20 protein-coding genes are annotated in these 17,139 nt (G+C 67.8%); 10 read left to right on the top strand and 10 right to left on the bottom strand.

All coding sequences use genetic code 11. The features are described 5' to 3' along the window. On the bottom strand, positions 1 to 350 hold a 350-nt coding region (locus VN461_09555; GenBank protein ID HXB55015.1), incomplete at its 3' end, for a hypothetical protein. A 270-nt stretch (positions 351 to 620) separates the two neighbouring features. Here VN461_09555 and VN461_09550 point away from each other — a divergent pair. The 6 genes from VN461_09550 (at position 621) to VN461_09525 (ending at position 4,695) form a co-directional block, all read left to right on the top strand. Continuing rightward, a complete protein-coding gene (locus tag VN461_09550) occupies positions 621 to 917 on the top strand; it encodes a TetR-like C-terminal domain-containing protein (GenBank protein HXB55014.1) in 297 nt (98 codons plus the stop codon). Between the two features lie 169 nt (positions 918 to 1,086). After that, a complete protein-coding gene (locus VN461_09545; GenBank protein HXB55013.1) occupies positions 1,087 to 1,614 on the top strand; it encodes a sigma-70 family RNA polymerase sigma factor in 528 nt (175 codons plus the stop codon). Continuing rightward, positions 1,611 to 2,399 (top strand): anti-sigma factor, encoded by a 789-nt coding sequence (locus VN461_09540; protein ID HXB55012.1) that lies wholly within the window; start codon positions 1,611 to 1,613, stop codon positions 2,397 to 2,399. Before VN461_09545 ends, VN461_09540 begins: the two co-directional genes overlap by 4 nt. Before the next feature lie 35 nt (positions 2,400 to 2,434). Further along, positions 2,435 to 3,016: a UbiX family flavin prenyltransferase gene (locus VN461_09535; GenBank protein ID HXB55011.1), complete on the top strand. Its 582-nt coding sequence runs from the start codon at positions 2,435 to 2,437 to the stop codon at positions 3,014 to 3,016. Further along, positions 2,983 to 4,185: an FAD-dependent oxidoreductase gene (locus VN461_09530; GenBank protein HXB55010.1), complete on the top strand. Its 1,203-nt coding sequence runs from the start codon at positions 2,983 to 2,985 to the stop codon at positions 4,183 to 4,185. Before VN461_09535 ends, VN461_09530 begins: the two co-directional genes overlap by 34 nt. Positions 4,186 to 4,248: 63 nt before the next feature. Further along, positions 4,249 to 4,695, top strand: coding sequence for a Rieske (2Fe-2S) protein (locus VN461_09525; protein ID HXB55009.1), 447 nt, complete (start codon positions 4,249 to 4,251; stop codon positions 4,693 to 4,695). 13 nt (positions 4,696 to 4,708) lie between these two features. Here the strand turns inward: VN461_09525 and VN461_09520 are convergent, their stop codons facing one another. From VN461_09520 to VN461_09510, 3 genes are read right to left on the bottom strand one after another with little or no spacing between them, the layout of a single operon-like run. Beyond that, positions 4,709 to 5,305, bottom strand: coding sequence for a hypothetical protein (locus VN461_09520; GenBank protein ID HXB55008.1), 597 nt, complete (start codon positions 5,303 to 5,305; stop codon positions 4,709 to 4,711). A 59-nt stretch (positions 5,306 to 5,364) separates the two neighbouring features. Continuing rightward, positions 5,365 to 6,321 carry a stomatin-like protein gene (locus tag VN461_09515; GenBank protein HXB55007.1) on the bottom strand — a complete coding sequence of 319 codons (957 nt, stop codon included), beginning with the start codon at positions 6,319 to 6,321 and terminating at the stop codon, positions 5,365 to 5,367. Between the two features lie 13 nt (positions 6,322 to 6,334). Further along, positions 6,335 to 6,763 (bottom strand): NfeD family protein, encoded by a 429-nt coding sequence (locus VN461_09510; GenBank protein ID HXB55006.1) that lies wholly within the window; start codon positions 6,761 to 6,763, stop codon positions 6,335 to 6,337. Positions 6,764 to 7,004: 241 nt separating this feature from the next. On the opposite strand from VN461_09510, the gene VN461_09505 reads away from it, so the two are divergent. After that, positions 7,005 to 7,406 carry a hypothetical protein gene (locus VN461_09505; protein ID HXB55005.1) on the top strand — a complete coding sequence of 134 codons (402 nt, stop codon included), beginning with the start codon at positions 7,005 to 7,007 and terminating at the stop codon, positions 7,404 to 7,406. A gap of 151 nt (positions 7,407 to 7,557) precedes the next feature. Here VN461_09505 and VN461_09500 read toward each other — a convergent pair whose 3' ends face one another. Next, a complete protein-coding gene (locus VN461_09500) occupies positions 7,558 to 7,833 on the bottom strand; it encodes a hypothetical protein (GenBank protein ID HXB55004.1) in 276 nt (91 codons plus the stop codon). On the opposite strand from VN461_09500, the gene VN461_09495 reads away from it, so the two are divergent. Continuing rightward, on the top strand, positions 7,832 to 8,269 hold the full coding sequence (locus VN461_09495; GenBank protein HXB55003.1) for an EthD family reductase: 438 nt from the start codon (positions 7,832 to 7,834) through the stop codon (positions 8,267 to 8,269). The genes VN461_09500 and VN461_09495 overlap by 2 nt on opposite strands. A 70-nt stretch (positions 8,270 to 8,339) precedes the next feature. After that, positions 8,340 to 8,681, top strand: coding sequence for an MmcQ/YjbR family DNA-binding protein (locus VN461_09490; protein HXB55002.1), 342 nt, complete (start codon positions 8,340 to 8,342; stop codon positions 8,679 to 8,681). 76 nt (positions 8,682 to 8,757) lie between these two features. Here the strand turns inward: VN461_09490 and VN461_09485 are convergent, their stop codons facing one another. From VN461_09485 to VN461_09465, 5 genes are all read right to left on the bottom strand, one after another. Beyond that, entirely contained in the window at positions 8,758 to 9,501 is a 744-nt protein-coding gene (locus tag VN461_09485) for a hypothetical protein (protein ID HXB55001.1), read from the bottom strand. Beyond that, positions 9,498 to 10,328, bottom strand: coding sequence for a PHP domain-containing protein (locus VN461_09480; GenBank protein ID HXB55000.1), 831 nt, complete (start codon positions 10,326 to 10,328; stop codon positions 9,498 to 9,500). Before VN461_09480 ends, VN461_09485 begins: the two co-directional genes overlap by 4 nt. A 55-nt stretch (positions 10,329 to 10,383) precedes the next feature. Next, complete coding sequence (acs, locus tag VN461_09475; GenBank protein ID HXB54999.1) at positions 10,384 to 12,324, bottom strand: acetate--CoA ligase; 1,941 nt, start codon at positions 12,322 to 12,324, stop codon at positions 10,384 to 10,386. A gap of 178 nt (positions 12,325 to 12,502) precedes the next feature. Continuing rightward, positions 12,503 to 14,161 carry an MFS transporter gene (locus VN461_09470; GenBank protein ID HXB54998.1) on the bottom strand — a complete coding sequence of 553 codons (1,659 nt, stop codon included), beginning with the start codon at positions 14,159 to 14,161 and terminating at the stop codon, positions 12,503 to 12,505. 79 nt (positions 14,162 to 14,240) lie between these two features. Beyond that, positions 14,241 to 15,875: a hypothetical protein gene (locus VN461_09465; protein ID HXB54997.1), complete on the bottom strand. Its 1,635-nt coding sequence runs from the start codon at positions 15,873 to 15,875 to the stop codon at positions 14,241 to 14,243. 485 nt (positions 15,876 to 16,360) lie between these two features. Between VN461_09465 and VN461_09460 the strand changes: the two genes are divergently transcribed. Next, positions 16,361 to 17,139 (top strand): extracellular solute-binding protein (locus VN461_09460; protein HXB54996.1); only part of this gene is annotated, 779 nt, incomplete at its 3' end.

Below are 17,139 nucleotides of genomic sequence, written 5' to 3'. Positions count from 1 at the left end.
ACGGGGACGATCCTGCTGGGCATCGTGCCGCTCAGAGTCTTCGTGTTGGCGTCGTACAAGAACTTGAACGGGCCGATGCTGACGCTGTTGCCGTCGATTTGGGGCGCAAGCTTCCCCACCTCCCGATGCGCTAAATAGAGGATGGGCACGGACAGCTTGACGCGGAGGGTGCCGTCGCTCTCCGGCTCGAGCTCCATTCCGTAGGTCTGGGTCTCGCCCGAATGAGACAGCGTGCCCTGCCAGACCCCGGCGAGCGCCGCGGCCGTGAGTCCAGAGGCGGCCCGCTCGTCGCGGTCCGCCGCCGACGCGAGGACGGTGCCGCCGATGAGGAGTAGCGTGGTTACTTTCAAGCGCTGAGCCTTGGCCTCAACTACGAACGGGGAGCGGTGGAGGTTCCCCTCGCCTACCCGCGGATGGAGCACGACTCGAGGATCCCCTCTAGGTGTCAGGTCCCCAGGGGCCTCGCTTCTTTCCACTGGCCAGATCTGTCCGCTCGTTGGCCGGGACTGGACCCCTTTTCTCGGTCCGCCGCGTGGAAGAATCCAGCATCGAGGCCAGCGGGCCAATGCTGCCGCTCCGGCTCCCTTTCGCCATCCTTATAATGAGATTCCGCCCGCAGGGTGAGGAAGGGTCCCGGCAATAGGGCGCTGGTCGAGTCGGGGCGGATTCAAGAATTCATGGAGCTGGCGCGCGAGCACTTCGCCCGGGCGATTGAGAACAGGCTTGTCGAGCGGCCAGCGAGCAGGCGGATAGCCACGGGCGACCGGAGGGCTCTGTCCCACGCGCTAGCCGGCGCGTTGCTGTCCCTGATGTCCTTCTGGCTCGCCCGCGACCGCCCCGGGTCACCCGAGGTGATGGACCGCCTCTTCCATCGCCTGGTTTGGACGGGGGTCGCCGCGACCCAAGACCGTCGCTAGCCCATCAAGCTACTTCGTGTCTATTAGCGCAGATGCGGGGATGCCGGGGGCTCTTGGGCCCGGGCCCGATTCGGCAGCGGCCGCGAGGCGTTTGGAGAGCGGGACCTCCCCCGGTGGAACGGGCGGCGGCCTGTGGTTAAGATCTCCCGTCTAGGCTCCCGGTTCCGGAATGGCTGCGCCCCAAGCCGAATCGCTGATTCGCCGGCTGACCTCGGGGGACCACAAGGCCCTCGGGGAGTTCTATGACCTCTACGCCGGGCTCGTGAACGGCCTGGCCCTCCGGATCCTGCACGACCGCGCGGAAGCCGAGGACGTGGTCCAGGAGGTCTTCGTCCAAGTCTGGCGCCAGGCGACTCGCTTCGATCCCCGCCGTGGTTCACCCGAGGCTTGGCTTTGCACGATAGCCCGCACCCGCGCCCTCGACCGCCTGCGCAGACGAACCTCACGCCGTGAGGATGCGGGCACGGCCCCGCCGGGCGCGGTGGCCCTCCCCCGCAGCGACGAAGCCCTGGCCGTGCGGAAGGCTCTGGAGGGCCTGTCCCCTGACCAGCGGCGGGCCCTGGAGCTCGCCTACTACGAAGGACTCACGCAGTCCGAGATCTCGGAGCGCCTCCGCGAGCCGCTGGGGACGGTCAAGACAAGGATCCGGACGGCCATGATTCGGCTGCGCGAGGTCCTGGGAGGGAGGTCCTCATGACCGACGACCGCCTCCTCGAACTGGCTCCTCTGGCCGCCCTGGGGGCCCTGGACGGCGAGGACCGCGCCTACTTCGAGGAGCGCCTAGCGGGAAGCGAGGAGGGGCGCCGGGAGCTCGCGGCCTTCGAGACCGTCGCCGACCGCATCGGACTGGCCACCCCCCCCGTGCCCCCCGCGCCCCACCTGCGCCGGCGCATCTTCGCCGCCGTGGCTCGCCCCGCTGGAGCGCGGCGGGCTTGGATCTGGCCCGTCCTGGCCGCAGCCGCCGCCCTCGTCCTCTCCCTGGGCAGCCTCGTAATGATCTCGAAGGAGCGGAGCGGATCCCGCCGAGCTATGGAGGCGGCGCGCGCGGAGGCCGACACCATGCGGGCCCAGTTGCAGAAGTCTCGCGAGGAGTTGGACGCGGCGCGGCGCCGCCTGGCAGACGAGAAGGCCTTCCGCGACCTCCTGGCGAGTCCCGACGCGCGGGTGACGAGTCTGGCCGGGCTCGCGGCCGCGCCCCAGGCCCATGCCCGCGTGGTCTGGAACCCGGGCAGCCGCGAAGCGGTGCTCCTGGTTTCCGGCCTCACCCCCGCCCCCGCGGGCAAGACCTACGAGATCTGGGTGATCGCAAAGTCACCGGTGCCGGCGGGTGTTTTCCAGGTGGACGCCGAGGGCGGGGCCGTGTTCCGCCTGCCCATGGTCGATGACATGGCGGGCGTGAAGACGTTCGCGGTCACCCTCGAGATCACGGGCGGTGTCCCCAGCCCCAGCGGACCCATGGTCCTGGCCGGCGCTGCTTCCTGAGCACCCCCGCCGCGCCCGGTGTACCATGGCCTCCCGTGCGACGGATCCTCGTGGGCATCTCCGGCGCCTCCGGAACCATTTACGGCATCCGCCTGCTGGAGACGCTGCGCACCACCCCCGATGTGGAGATACACCTGATCGTGAGCGCGTCCGCCAAGCGCACCCTGGTGGAGGAGACCGACTTCTCAGTGAAACAGGTCGAGGCCTTGGCCCACGTTGTCCACGACAACCGCGACCTGGCCGCGGCACCGGCCAGCGGCTCATTCCGCACCGCGGGGATGGTGATCGCCCCCTGCAGCATCAAGACCGTCTCCGCGCTCGCAAACTGCTATACAGACACGCTGATCGCGCGGGCGGGCGACGTCACGCTCAAGGAAGGGCGTCCGCTCGTGGTGGTGGTCCGCGAGACCCCCCTCCACGTGGGCCACCTTCGGCAGATGCTCGCCCTCGCCGAGATGGGAGGCATCCTCCTCCCGCCTATGCCCGCCTTCTATCTGCGGCCGAAGACGATAGACGACCTCGTCAACCAGACGGTGGCCCGGGTTCTCGAGCGCATGGACATACGCCATGGGCTCCTGCCGGAATGGACGGGGGGGCGGAAGGGACCGGCGGGCTGACCCGGGCTGAGATGGGGAACGCCCACCACACCCACGACGTGGCCGTGGTCGGGGCCGGATGCTTCGGAGCGTGGACGGCCTGGCACCTGCGACGAGCCGACCGAAGCGTGGTGCTCCTGGATGCCTACGGCCCCGGGAACACGCGATCCAGTTCGGGCGGCGAGTCGCGCATCATCCGCATGGGCTACGGCGCGGACGACCTGTACACGCGCTTCGCCCGACGCTCCTTTGACCTCTGGGCGTCGCTCTTCCGGGAAACGGGCCTGCCTCTCTTTAAACCTACCGGCGTCCTCTGGCTGGCCCGCGAAGGCGACCCCCTGGTCTCAGACACCCTCGCCACCCTCCGCCGCCTGGGGGTCCGCCACGAGCGGCTCTTGCGCCCCGACCTCGAGGCTCGCTTCCCCCAGATCGCGCTCGGAGACCACACCTGGGCCCTCCTGGAGCCGGAGAGCGGGGTGATCTTGGCCCGCCGCGCGGTCTCCGCTCTGGTAGCAGAGGCCGTGCGCGCGGGAGTCGACTACCGGGCCGCCCACGTCTTGCCCCCCGAAGGCCACGGCCGCCTGGAGGCGCTGCGCACCGAGAACGGCGAGGGCATCCACGCCCGCGAGTTTGTGTTCGCCTGTGGCCCCTGGCTCCCCAAGGTCTTCCCTGGTCTCCTCGCCGGCCGCATCTTCCCCACCCGCCAGGAGGTCTTCTTCTTCGGGCCGCCCGCGGGCGACGTCCGGTTCAGCAGCCCCGCCTTGCCCGCCTGGATCGACTTCGGCGAGGAGGTCTACGGGATCCCGGACCTGGAGGGGCGTGGCTTCAAGGTGGCACCGGATCGGCACGGCCCCGCCTTCGAGCCGGACGAGGGCGAGCGGCTGGTCTCCGCGGAGAGCGTGGCCCGCGTGCGGGAATTCCTGGGGCGGCGCTTCCCGGCCTTGGGGAAGGCGCCTCTCCTGGAGACCCGGGTTTGTCAGTACGAGAACACCTCGAGCGGCGACTTCCTGATCGATCGCCACCCAGACCTGGAAAACGTATGGCTGGCGGGCGGGGGATCGGGCCACGGGTTCAAGCACGGGCCCGCGGTGGGCGAATACGTGGCGGAGAGGCTCAAGGGGGCGGCCGCCGAGGAGGCCCGCTTTGCCTTGTCCACGAAGGAGACCGTCCAGAAGCGCGCCGTGTATTAGGACCAGGGAGCAATTCAACCCGGACCGGCGGCGGCCGGTCCAAACTAGAGAGGAGGCGGCCCCATGCCCAGCCGGCGCGAGTTCGTCCTGACGGGCGGGGCGGTGGCGGCGGCGGTTGCCACGGGATGCGGAGGGTCCTCCCCGACGGCCCCCTCCCCCCCCGGCCCCACCCCGACCACGACCCCCGGTGCACCCAACCTGGTCCGTGCGCCCTTGCCCCCGGTGGGGGGGACCGTGGCCGCCAGCGGTGTGCTCCTCGGCCTAGGCCTTCCCCTGGCCGTGACCCGGGTCTCGGAGACCTCCGTGGTCGCGGTCACCCGCATCTGCACCCACATGGGGTGCACGGTGGCTCTGCCGTCGGCTCAGGCGAGCACGCTCGACTGCCCGTGCCACGGCTCCCGCTTCCTGGTGACGGGGCAGGTCGTCAACGGCCCCGCCGCGCGACCCCTCGCCTCCTTCCCGGCCGTGATCGACGGGAGTCAGGTAGTCGTCACCCTTCCCTCGTCCTGAGGCGGGAGAGGCGTCACATCCACACGCGCCGATTGGCGTAGTACACCGGTTTGCGGTCGGGGTAGCGGCGTTTGTAGCGCACGTACCGCCGGTGCAGTTCGTGGTAGCGGCGGTCGGAGATCCCGATTCTCTCGTGCGGGTAGTCGATCAGCCAGCGCTCGATCTTCCAGACGCCGCGCGCCGAGAGCCGCCAGTCGTAGCGTCCCAGGTCGCGCAGGTCGGCGACGGCAAAGCCCGTGACCCGGCCCGTGAGGTCCACGTAGGTATCCGCGTAGCTCAGGGCCAGCTGGCGGGGCGAGGCGAAGACCGGCTTGCGGCCGTGCAGACCGGGGTCGCGGGAGCGGGCCACCGCCCCCCAGCGAGCGCCGGACTGGAAGGGAAAGATCACGTGGTCGAGGTGGTCGATCGACTCGAAACTCAGGAGGAGGGGCGGGTAGCCATGCTGCTCGAGAATCGTGGCCGCGGCCAGCGCGGCTTCCAGGCAGTGGGCCCGCCGGCGCCGGATGACCCCCCGGAAGGAGCGGAGGGTCTCCCCCTTTGTCTCGTAGTTGTAGGGCAGGGCGTGCAGCCAGCGCTGGACGGCGCGCGGGGTGCGGTGAGCGCTGATCACGGCCCATTCCGGGCGCGTGAAGGCGGCCCGGTCCGGGGGGCGTGCCGGGAGCAACCCTGCTAGCGGGCGGGGGGCGCGGGGGATCGGCCGGGAGCGGCCCCCCCCTTCGCTTGGATGACGTTCATGGCCAGCGCGATCATGGAGCCCACGTCGCTCAGGTTCGAGGGGATGACCAGGCTGTTCCCGGTCTTGGCCAGGTGACCGAACTGCGTGATGTACTGCTCGGCCACCCGCAGCTGAACGGCCTCGAAGCCGCCCGGGGCCTCGATGGCCTGGGCCACGGACCGGATCCCTTCTGCGGTGGCCTTGGCCACGGCCAAGATGGCCGCCGCTTGACCCTCCGCCTCGTTGATCCGCTGCTGCTTGTTGGCCTCCGAGGCCTTGATGACCTGCTGCTTCTGCCCCTCCGCGTTGTTGATGGCGGCGTCGCGCTCGCCCTCGGACTGCAGCACCACTGCCCGCTTCTCCCGCTCCGCCCGCATCTGCTTCTCCATGGCGGCGAGGATGTCCTGGGGAGGGGTGATGTTCTTGATCTCGTAGCGCAGGACCTTAACCCCCCAGGCCTCGGAAGCCTTGTCCAGCTCGGTAACGACCTGGGTGTTGATGTGGCTGCGTTCCTCGAAGGTCCGGTCGAGGTCGATCTTGCCGATCTCGCTGCGAAGCGTGGTCTGGGCGAGCTGGGTGATGGCAAAGCGGTAGTCGGAGATGCCGTAGGAGGCCCGCTCGGGGTCCATGACCTTGAGGTAGAGGATACCGTCCACCGCCACCTGCACGTTGTCCTTGGTAATGCAGACCTGCTCCGGGATGTCGAAGGCCTGCTCCTTTAGAAGATGGCGGTAGCGGATCGAGTCCACGAAGGGGACGAGGATGTGGAAGCCGGCATCGAGCACGCCGCTGAAGCGCCCCAGGCGTTCCACCACGTACGCGTTCTGCTGGGGAACCACGACCGCGGTCTTGGCCAGCATGTAGAAGACGATGAAGGCCAGGACCAGGAAAACCACCAAGACGCCCGGCATGCCGTCCCCCTTCCTATTCCGCGCGGATCCAGAGGGTGAGGCCCTCGATCCTTTCCACTGTACAGCGCTGTCCCTTGGTCAGGGGGACGGAGGAGTGGCTGCGCGCGCTCCAGGTGGTCCCCCTGAGCTCGGCCCTGCCCACCCCCCCGGTGGAGACCTCCTCGAGCACGACCGCCGCTTGCCCGACCAGGCTGTCGACGGGCTTGCTTCGGTCGAGGTTGAAATGGCGCATCAGAGGCCGCCGGAAGACGAGAAGGCCCCCCACCGAAATCGCCGAGAAGAGCAGCCATTGCAGCCAGGCCGGACCCGCCCACTCGGGCCAGGCCAGTCCTCCCACGAGTACGGCCGCGACTCCGAAGAAAATTGCGAAGAACCCCCCCGGCGTGGCCATTTCCAACAGGAAGAGGCCGAGCCCCACCAGAACCCAGAGCCACCACTCCATGGGGAGAATCCCTCAAACTGGGACGAGCGGCAAGGCTAGCATAGATCCATGTCACCCAGGGAGATGGTGGGGGCGGCGGAGGCCGCCTACAATGGGTGGCGGGTTTAGGCTCCGTGGCCCTTTAAGGGCGGGCCCCGCATGGGACGCCTGGGGAGGATCAGATCTGCGGAAGCGAGGTTCCGCGCGTCGACCGCGGACAAGGTCCCGCCTTAGTGCCCGCCTGCTCGCGTCGGCGCTCGTGGTGGGAACGCTCGGCTGCGGGAGCGCGTCGCCCACGGGGGGAGCGACGCCCACCCCCAACAGCACGAACCTCCCCCTCATCACCTTCAGCAACGTCGACATAAACGGCGTCTTCATCAGCGACATCAAGGTCACCTTGACGGGCACCCTGAACGCGGTCGCGGACTGGACGCTCGCCAGCAACGACATCGAGATCTACGTCACGGACCCGACCTGCAACGAGACCCTGGCGCGAGTGGTCCGCCAGTCCTGCACCCTCCTGGGCAGCACCGACAACCCCACCGCCAAGCCAAAGCGTCTGACCATGAACATCAGTCCCGGCATTTACAGAGTCTTCGTGGCCAACTTCGGCCCTGCGGGCGCAGAGTCGGGGACGCTCCAGATCAGCCTGCAGGGACACTAGGGCCAGGCCACGGGCTCCTCGGGGGTTCCCCCCGGGGGTCGGGCTCGGTCCGTGGGGCGGTCTCCGCAGGCCAGGAGCCCCCGGGACGAGGAGGACTGGCCCGCGGTCCGGGAGGGGTGAACGGAATCCGATCCGCTCGATCCCCCCGGTGTCACTTACCTTTGTTTTGGTTCGCCGCTTCCGCCGCTTCCTTGAGCTCGCCGTTCGCCTTCTCCAGCAAGTCCTTGGCTCTCTGCGCGTGTCCGTTCATGTCCCATTCGTTCGCCTTTTGGGCGGCGACGATCCGATCGAAGGCCTCCTGGCAGTGCCTCTGCGCGGCCGCGAGGTTGGGGTGCCGGCCCGGGTTGACGTTCTCCTTTGGCCTCTGAGCGAAAGCAACCCCGGTGAGGATGACGCAACTGACGACCCCGATGATGACTCTCTTCATGCGTTTTCTGCCTCCTGTGGGATGGGATAATACCGCATTCGGTGGGCGCCGCACGCCGGCGATCAACCCGTGCCCGGGGGCGGGGGCGGCGGGGGCGGTGCCGGGGTTGAGGGAAGTGCTGAAGTTCCTGGTGGTGCTGTACCGGCGGCCTGATCTCTCCCGGGAGCAGTTTCAAGAGACCCTCCGGGGCGACCACGCCGCTCTGGCGGGTCGGCTGCCCGGCCTGCGTCGATACGTCCAAAACCACCTCGAGCGCGATCCGAACCGGAAGCATCCCGGCTGGGATGCGGTCATCGAACTCTATTGGGACGATTGGCCCGGCATGGAGGCGGCCTGGGCCTCGCCTGAAGGCAAGCTCGCGACGGACCATCTGGCCGAGTTCGCCGATCTGTCGCGAAGCACCTGGGCGGTTGTTCAGGAAGAAGTTCGGCGCTAGCGCACGGTGTCTGGTCGGAATCGCGATTCCATCGGGGCTCGGCCCGGATGCGGCGTCTTGGGGGCGAACAATGACGCGGGGGGGCTTTCGGCGTCTGGCTCTGAGCATGCCCGAGGCAGCCGTGGGCAGTCATATGGGGCACGGCGATTTCCGGGTGCGCGGGAAGGTCTTCGCGACCTTGGGCTACCCGGACGCGGCCTGGGGCATGGTCAAGCTGACCCCGGAGCAGCAGGAGGCTTTCGTCAGCGCCGAGCCAGCCGTCTTTTCACCCGTCAAGGGCGGGTGGGGCCGCCGGGGCGCCACGGCCGTGCGCCTTCGGGGGGCGAAGACGCGGAGCCTGCGGGTTGCTCTCGCCGCCGCGTGGCGCAACGTAGCCCCCCGGCAGCTCACGGGAGGGGATCCCCGCAAGTAGCCGGCTCGGGGGAATCCCCTCTGGCCCTCGGAACGCTTTCACCCGAACCCCAGAGTCGCCCCCTTGAGGCGCGCGCTCACGGGGACGGCATCTGAAAGCGCGCGTCGTCGAGGGGGACGTTGACCTCGATCCGGTCGAACGTGATTCTCTGCCGCTCCGGGCTGCCCTTGGGGCCGATCTCCAGAAAGTGAGCGAACTGGATGCCCTCTACGGGTCGGTAGTCACCCGTTTCGGTGACGAACTCCACGGGCGCGCCGTCCAAGGGCCGCGTGTCCTCGGTGCGGATGGGGAGGCAGTTCTTGGCGTCCAGGTAGAGGGTGTGCACGTTCCCGTCCCGAAGGGTGACCTTGAGTTTAAAGGCCTCCTTCCCCTCCACCCGCTCCCGTCCCACGAGCTCCACCTGGTGGCCCTTGGCCTGGTAGTCCACGAGCGGGGAGAGGTCGATGTCCGCCTGTTCCCGGGCTTCTTTCAGCTCGGCCGGGGAGAGGGGTTCCGGCCGGTCCCGTCCCGGGATGGCGGGGATGGCCCAGCCCCGCTGGCCGTCGTAGGCCCGCACCCCCCGCAGGCCCTGGTATGCAAACTCCGCTCGCATCCGGTCCGGCCTCTTGAGCTCCAGGGTGAAGGGCGCCCCTACCCCCGGCAGCGCCAGCCGCCCCATCATGCGCAGGGTCTGAACGGTCCGAAGCCGGGGGAGTCCGCCGCGGGCCTCCAAGTAGCGGCTGACCACCTGTTCCAGGCTCTGCGCAGAAGCGGAGGGGATGGCGAGCACCGCGAGAGCGAGGGCGGGGAAAAGACGGGACATGGATGGGGGGGCGGTCAAGGCCGGGGCCCGTAGACCTTCTCGAAGTCGGACGCGGTGTGGCTGTCGCTGCCGCGAGTGAAGCGGAGGCCCAGGCCCTCCCCCGCCGCCCGGACGCCGGCGATGAAGGCCGCTTCGCCCGCGGCGTCGAAGAGGTCGGGCGAGCAGGCATGGTAGGGGTAGTCGAGCTCGACTCCCTGCAGGCCGAGGGCAGCGAGGGCGGCCAGGCGCGGCACGATGGCCACCCCCGCCTTCTCGTAGTAGCCGGGATGGGCAAGAACCGTCCACCCGCCCGCCCCCCGAATGAGCCGGATCGCCTCGGCCAGCGGCGGCTTGGGCACGGGCACCCCCGCCTTGACGTGCTGCCGGTACCAGGCATTGGCCTCCTCGTAGGTCGAGAACAGGCCCCGGTCCAGGAGGGGATGGATGAAATGGGGCTTCATGAGCGTCTCCCGGCCGGGGGTGAAGATCTGCTCCTCCTTGATCGTTCCCTCGCCGAGCAGCGCGTTGACGATCGGAATCTCGCGCCGCGCGCGCTCGAAGCGCGCTCCGCGCACGGCCTCCAGGTGGGCGAGAAGGGCCGGCTCGCGGAGGTCGAGGTCGAAACCCAGCAGGTGGACCTCGTGGCCGTCCAGGTCGGCGTCCATCTCGATCCCCACCGTCAGCTTCAGCCCCAGCCGCTGCGCCTCCGCGAACACGGCCCCCTCCCGCCAGGCGTAGGCGCCGAGGGCGTCGTGATCGGTGATGGAGAGGTGGGTGATGCCGCGGGCCCCGGCTTCGGCGAGGAGGGTGGCGGGCTCCAGCTCTCCGTCGCTGACGAAGGTGTGCAGGTGGAAGTCGGTGAGCATAGCCTCCCGTCAGGGCCGGCCAGGGTCCCGCCGCTACACACTCCGGCCGAGGACGCTAGCGCTTGGCGCTCTTGTGCTCTTGGATGAGCCGCTCCACGACCTCCGGCTCGGCCAGGGTGGTAATGTCGCCCATTCCGTCGTACTCGGACGCCGCGATCTTGCGCAGGATGCGGCGCATGATCTTGCCGCTGCGGGTCTTGGGGAGGCCGCGGGACACGTGGATCACGTCGGGGGCGGCGAAGCCGCCGATGACCTGTCGGACTTGCTCCTTGAGCGCGCCCTGGATCTGCTCGCGGTCGTTCCCCTCGTAGCCCGAGACGAGGGTCACGTAGGCGTAGATGCCGGTCCCCTTGATGGGGTGGAGGAAGCCCACCACCGCCGCCTCCGCCACCGCCTCGTGGGCCACGAGCGCGCTCTCGATCTCGGCCGTGCCCAGACGGTGGCCGGAGACATTGAGGACGTCGTCGATGCGCCCCGTGATCCAGTAGTAGCCGTCCTCGTCGCGGCGCACGCCGTCCCCGGTGAAGTAGTAGCCCGGGTACTGAGAGAAGTACGTCTGCCGGAAGCGCTGGTGGTCGCCCCACACGGTGCGGGCCTGCCCGGGCCAGGGGGTGGCCAGGCAGAGGGCCCCGGCCACGTTGTTCCCCTCCAGCACCTTCCCGTTGCTGGCATCCACCACCACGGGCTTGATCCCGAAGAAGGGCAAGGTGGCGGAGCCGGCCTTGGTGGGGATGGCGCCCGGCAAGGGAGTGATGAGGATCCCACCCGTCTCCGTCTGCCACCAGGTGTCGACGATCGAGCAGCGCCCTTCCCCCACCACGTCGTGGTACCAGCGCCATATCTCGGGGTTGATGGGCTCCCCCACCGTGCCCAGGATGCGCAGGGAGTCGCGTCGGTACCGCTTCACGAAGTCGTCGCCGGCCTGGGCCAGGGCCCGCAGCGCGGTGGGCGCGGTGTAAAGGATGTTCACGCCCAGGTCGTCCACGACCCGCCAATAGCGCCCCGCATCGGGGTAGGTCGGGGTGGATTCGAAGATGACGGTGGTGGCCCCGTTGGCGAGAGGACCGTAGACGATGTAGCTGTGGCCGGTCACCCATCCCACATCGGCCGCGCACATGTAGATGTCACCCGGGCGGTAGTCGAACACGAACTTGTGCGTCACCGCCGCGTAGACCAGGTAGCCGCCGGTGGTGTGAAGCACCCCCTTGGGCTTGCCCGTGCTACCCGAGGTGTAGAGGATATAGAGGGGATCCTCTGCCCCCATCCAGGCGTTGGTGCAGGTGGACCGGTGCATGCGGCACTCCTCGTCCAGCCAGAGGTCGCGTCCGGACCGCATCTCCACCTCGGAGTCGGTCCGCCTCACCACGAGCACGGTCTCGACCAGGGGCATGCCCTCGATCGCCTTGTCCGCGATCTTCTTGAGCGGGATCCGTCGCCCGCCCCGCAGTCCCTCGTTGGCGGTCACGAGAACACGGCAGCCTGCGTCCAGGATGCGGTCGCGCAGGGACTCCGCGCTGAACCCCCCGAACACCACCGAGTGCACGGCTCCGATGCGGGCGCAGGCCAACATCGTGTAGGCGAGCTCGGGAATCATGGACAGGTAGATGCAGACCCGGTCCCCCTTGCGGACCCCGTGGCTCAGGAGGACGTTCGCGATCCGGCAGACATTGTGCTTCAACTCCCGGTAGGAGATGTGCTTGTAGGCTCCGGGCTCATCCTCCACCCAGATGATGGCCGTGCGGTCGCCCTGGGTGGCAAGATGACGGTCCACGCAGTTGAAGGAAGCATTCAGCCGCCCGCCCGAATACCAGGCAAAGTCCACCTCCTGGTAGTCGACGTCCAGCACCGATTCCCAGGGATGGAACCAGGTGAGGGTCTTCGCCTGCTCTCCCCAGAACCACTCTGGGTTGTCGAGGGAGAGACGGTAGAGCCGTTCGTACTCCTGCTGGCTCTTGATGTGCGATCGGGCCGCGATGTGGGGCTTGACCGGGTACATGGGTTCAGACACGGCGCCTCCTACTCGGTCCAGGACGTCGCGCGGGGGGTTCATGGGAGTCGGTCTCGACCTGGCGCGGAGATTCTAGCCGAGTTGCACCCCTCCCTGACAAGAAGGGCCCCGGCCCTCTCCCCGAGGGCGCGGGGCCGGAGTGGGGGCGGACTCCCGCGGCCGCTCCCTAGAAGTCCTCTTGGAGCTTGTGGTCCTTGGTCTCCTTCACGAAGAGGCTGCCGATCACGAAGGTCATGATCGCCACCCAAATCGGGTACCAGAGGCCGTTGTAGATATCGCCCGAGGCCGCGACCATGGCCGTGGCCAGCAAGGGGAGCATCCCGCCGAACCAGCCGTTGCCGATGTGGTAGGGCAGGGACATCGAGGTGTAGCGGATCCGGGTTGGGAACAGCTCGACCAGGAAGGCGGCGATGGGCCCGTACACCATGGTCACGTAGATCACCATGATGACCAGGAGCAGCTCCGCCATCACCCAGTTGACTTGGGCGAGATCGGCTTTAGGCGGGTAGTTGGTCGCCTTGAGCGCGCTCTGCAGGGCGGCGATGAACTTGGCGTCGGTCTTGCCCCCCGCTTGTTCCTGCCATCCCTTGATTTCGATGTCGCCGATCTTGGCCAGCACCGCCTCGCCGGGGGCGGCCGGTATGGACTGGAACGAGAGCCCGGCCTTGCCCAGGAAGTCCTTGACGTAGTCGCAGCCCGACTGCCGCGACCAGGGTCCCAGGAAGATGTGGAAGTTGCAGTCCGTGGCGGCCACGCTGATCGGCGTGCTCTCCTGGTACCGCTCGAGGGCGGGATTGATGTAGTGCGTGAGGCCCTTAAAGAGGGGGAAGTAGGTCACAGCCGCGATGAGGCACCCGGCCAAGATGATCTTCTTGCGGCCGATGCGGTCGGAAAGGGCGCCGAAGACCAGGAAGAAGGGCGTGCCCAAAAGCAACGAGAGGCCGATGAGCTCGTAGGTGGGAATGAAATCGAGCTTGAGGTAGATCTGGATGAAGAAGAGGGCGTAGAACTGGCCCGTGTACCACACGACACCCTGTCCGGCGGTCGCGCCCAGGAGGGCCAGCGCCACGTACTTATTGTTGGGGTATCTCAAGAAGCTATCCGTGAGCGGCGCTTTCGAGCCCTTCCCCTGGGACTTCATCCGCTGGAAGATCGGTGACTCGCTCAGCTTCAGTCGGATATAGATCGAGATCAGCAGAAGCGGGATGGAGAACCAGAAGGGGATGCGCCAGCCCCAATTCGCGAAGTCCGCCGTCGGCATGAAGTAGCGACAGAGGCCAATGACGATGAGGGCCATGAACATGCCCAGGGTGGCCGTGGTCTGGATCCAGCTCGTCGCGTACCCCCGGCGATTGTCGGCGGAGTGCTCCGCCACATAGGTGGCCGCGCCGCCGTACTCGCCGCCCAGGGCCAGGCCCTGGGCCAGCCGAAGCGCGACCAGGATAATGGGGGCCGCGAAACCCAGGGTAGCGTACTTGGGCATGAAGCCCACAAGGACGGTGGAGATCCCCATCACCACGATGGTCACCAGGAAGGTGTACTTGCGTCCCACGAGGTCCCCGACCCGGCCGAAGATCAGGGCCCCGAAAGGCCGCACCAGGAAACCGGCGGCGTAGGCGCCGAAAGCTCCGAGCAGGGCCGCCGTCTGGTTACCGGGGGGGAAGAACAGCCCCGCGAAGAAGGGGGCCAGGATCGCATAGAGGTAGAAGTCGTACCATTCGAAGACCGTTCCCAGGGACGACGCGAAGATGACGCGCCTCTCTTCGCTCCTCGGCGTCGCGAGGTCCTTCGATGGCGCAGCAGTGGCAGCAGCGGTGCCGTCCATAGTTTCTCCCCCTTGCCGATCTTAGGTTACGGGGTCAGCCCGAGCCTCGGGCTGACCCCTAGCCACGCTCGGAATTTCTTCAGAACGTGACTATAGCAGCGAACTCGGAACGATTGTCGTCCGCCTTCGAGGTGGGGACCCCCTTGAAAATCGGCAGGTTCGCACCCGGGTTGGCGATGGCTTGGGTCTCGTAGCGAGACTGCTCGTAGGCGAAGGTGAGGAACGAGTTGAGCTTCCAGTTCAGGTTGCCGTAGATGACGTTGCTCTTCTGCCGATTGGAGGCGCCGGCCCGGAGCACGTCAGCCGAGTTGGCCTCGTCGTAGCCGTAGCCCAGGTTGAGCGTCCAACCCGCGCTCCGGGACCCGGGGGTGGCCCCGAAGATGCGGGAGAGAGGGAAGCCCACACAGGCCATGCCGCCCTTCGCCCGGATCGGGGTCTGGGGGGCCACTGTCGGCGAACCGTTGCGGAGGCCAAAGACCACGGTGGAGGAGCCGTCGAGCGAGGGGCCGGTGGCCGTGCCGGTGAGTCCGGTGGTGTCGTTGAAGTTCGAGAAGAGCTGCCCCGCGAAATAGAAGCGCAGGTCCTTGCCGTCGTAATACTTGCCGGACAGGGTCAGGGCCCGGGTGGGGAGCTGAACCTCCGCCGTCCAGCCGTTGCGGTCGCTGTCCACCGTGGCTCCGGTCGGGAAAGCGCTCTTGAAGGCAGCCGGCACATCCGCGGCGCGCACGATGGCCCGCCGCTTGCCGGTCACGAAGCTGCCGATGATCTGAGCCGGGACCACCCCCGGCGCCGAGTCGAGGGGGAACTGGAAAACGAGCCGGCCCTGGATCTCGGGCCGCTCGGAGTCGGCTCCCTGGCGCTCGCCGTAAGCGAGCTGATTCGCGACGTCGGTGGGCAGGTTGCCGTAAGCGGGCAGCACTACCGCCACCTCGGGCCCGATGCTCACAGAGTCGCTGGCCTTGATGTTCAGACCGAAGCGGGCCTGGGGCGCACGCTCGTAGAGCGACCCGAAGCCCACTCCGAGACCGGTCACCTCGATGAGGGGGGGCAGGGTCGAGGAGCCAAAGGGCGTCCAGTCCTGCCCGAAGAGAGCGAAGAAGGTGACCTTGTCGTCCAGCTTCCGGTCGAGGCGCGCCCAGGCGAGGCGGATGCCGAACTGGCTGGAGCGGACGGAGGAGATATTGCGGTTGGCGACCCGCGTGAAATCCCCTTCGAAGTCCCCTTCCACGCGTCCGGTCAGGGTCAAGGTGTCGGACTTGTCCGGCCACTCGAAGCTGGCTCCGATCCGGAAGTTCCGGGCCTTCACGTGGAACTCGGGAGCGCCGTCCGGCCCGGCGTCACCGCCGGCCAGGAAGAAGGGCAGGGGGAAGTCGTTCCCGTAGGGGGAGGAGGAGTCGTAAATTACGCTCGTCTTGAAGTAGCCGTAGAACTTGAGCTTGGCTCCGGAGCCCATCTTGATGTCAGGGATGAGGCCCTCGTGCTTGGCGGGGTCGATGGGGAGGACCCGAACCGGGGCGACGGCGGGGATGACGGCCGGAGGCGGGGGCGGCGCTGGCTTCGCGGGCTCTTCGGGCTTTTGAGCAGGAGCGGCGGGCGCAGCCGGTGCGTCGAGGCTCTCCGCCGGGGAGGATGCGGTGTCCGCGGCCTGGCTTCGCGACGGCAGGCCCACGACAATCAGGGCAACGGCGGGCAAAAGGCGCAGAAACCGACTCATGGGACAAGCCTCCTTAGGCGAGTTTCCTGGGCAAACGGGATCGTCGGAAGTGGTCCATTCGGGGGGCTGGCTGCATGCGACAGCCTCGAACCGGGGGCTCTACCCTGGGAGAGCCGGCGCGAACTGCGCAGGGCCGCAGGGAGTCAGACACATCGAGGCCCGGCCCCTGGAGGAGGAGCATCGGTGAGACCTCTCTGTTAGGTGAGAACAGCAAACCCGAACGTGACGGAAGCGTGACAGCGGATTTCTGGATTGTCAAGGGCTTTTTGGGGGCGCGATCGCCCGTCGTGCCCGCTTTTCTCGTTGACCAGCGGGGCTCTGCCGTTGTAGCGTCTCGCACCGCTTCGAACGCGGGGGCATGGTCCTGCGACCTTCGCTGGCGGTACGCGAGAGCGCCGCTAGACTCCTTTTTGCCGGTCTCCGGAGTCGGCCACGACGTGCGTTGGCCGGCGATCGCAGGCCTCACATACGCGAGGGACAAGGTCATGAAGAGAAAGCGTGAGCGGGGGATCTCGCGGAGAGAGTTCGTGAAGCTGACGGGCGCGGGCGCCCTGGCCGCGGGCGTGGGGCCTGCTTTCCTGTTCTCCCGGCCGGCGAGTGCCGCCGCCAAGACCCTCAAGATCCTCCAGTGGAGCCACTTCGTCCCCGCCTACGACAAGTGGTTCGATGGCGTGTTCACAAAGGAATGGGGGCAGAAGCACGACACCGAGGTGACGGTCGACCACATCACGATTGCCGAGATCAATGCCCGGGCGGCGGCCGAGGTCTCGGCCCAGAAGGGGCACGATCTGTTCATGTTCCTCTCCCCCCCCGCCGCCTACGAGAAGCAGGTCATCGACCACGCCGAGATCTATCAGCAGGTCGAGAAGAAGCACGGCAAGGTCATCCCCCTCGGGCACAAGTCCACCTACAACCCCAAGACCAAGAAGTACTTTTCCTTCTCCGACTCCTACGTCCCGGATCCGGGCAACTACCGCAAGGACCTGTGGTCGCAGGTCGGGTACCCCAATGGCCCCAACAGCTGGGAGGACCTGAGGGTAGGGGGCAGGAAGATCAAGGAGACCCTCGGCAACCCGGTGGGGATCGGTCTCTCCCAGGAGCTCGACACCAACATGGCGATGCGGGCCCTGCTCTGGTCCTACGGGGGGGCCGAGCAGGACGAGGCCGGCCGCGTGATCATCAACTCGAAGGAGACGATCGAGGCCCTGAAGTACATGCGGGCCCTCTACAAGGAGACCATGACCTCCGAGATCTTCACCTGGGA

This window comes from Vicinamibacteria bacterium (assembly GCA_035570235.1).
Taxonomy (GTDB): domain Bacteria; phylum Acidobacteriota; class Vicinamibacteria; order Fen-336; family Fen-336; genus DATMML01.
This window is presented reverse-complemented; position numbering and strand designations above follow the sequence as displayed.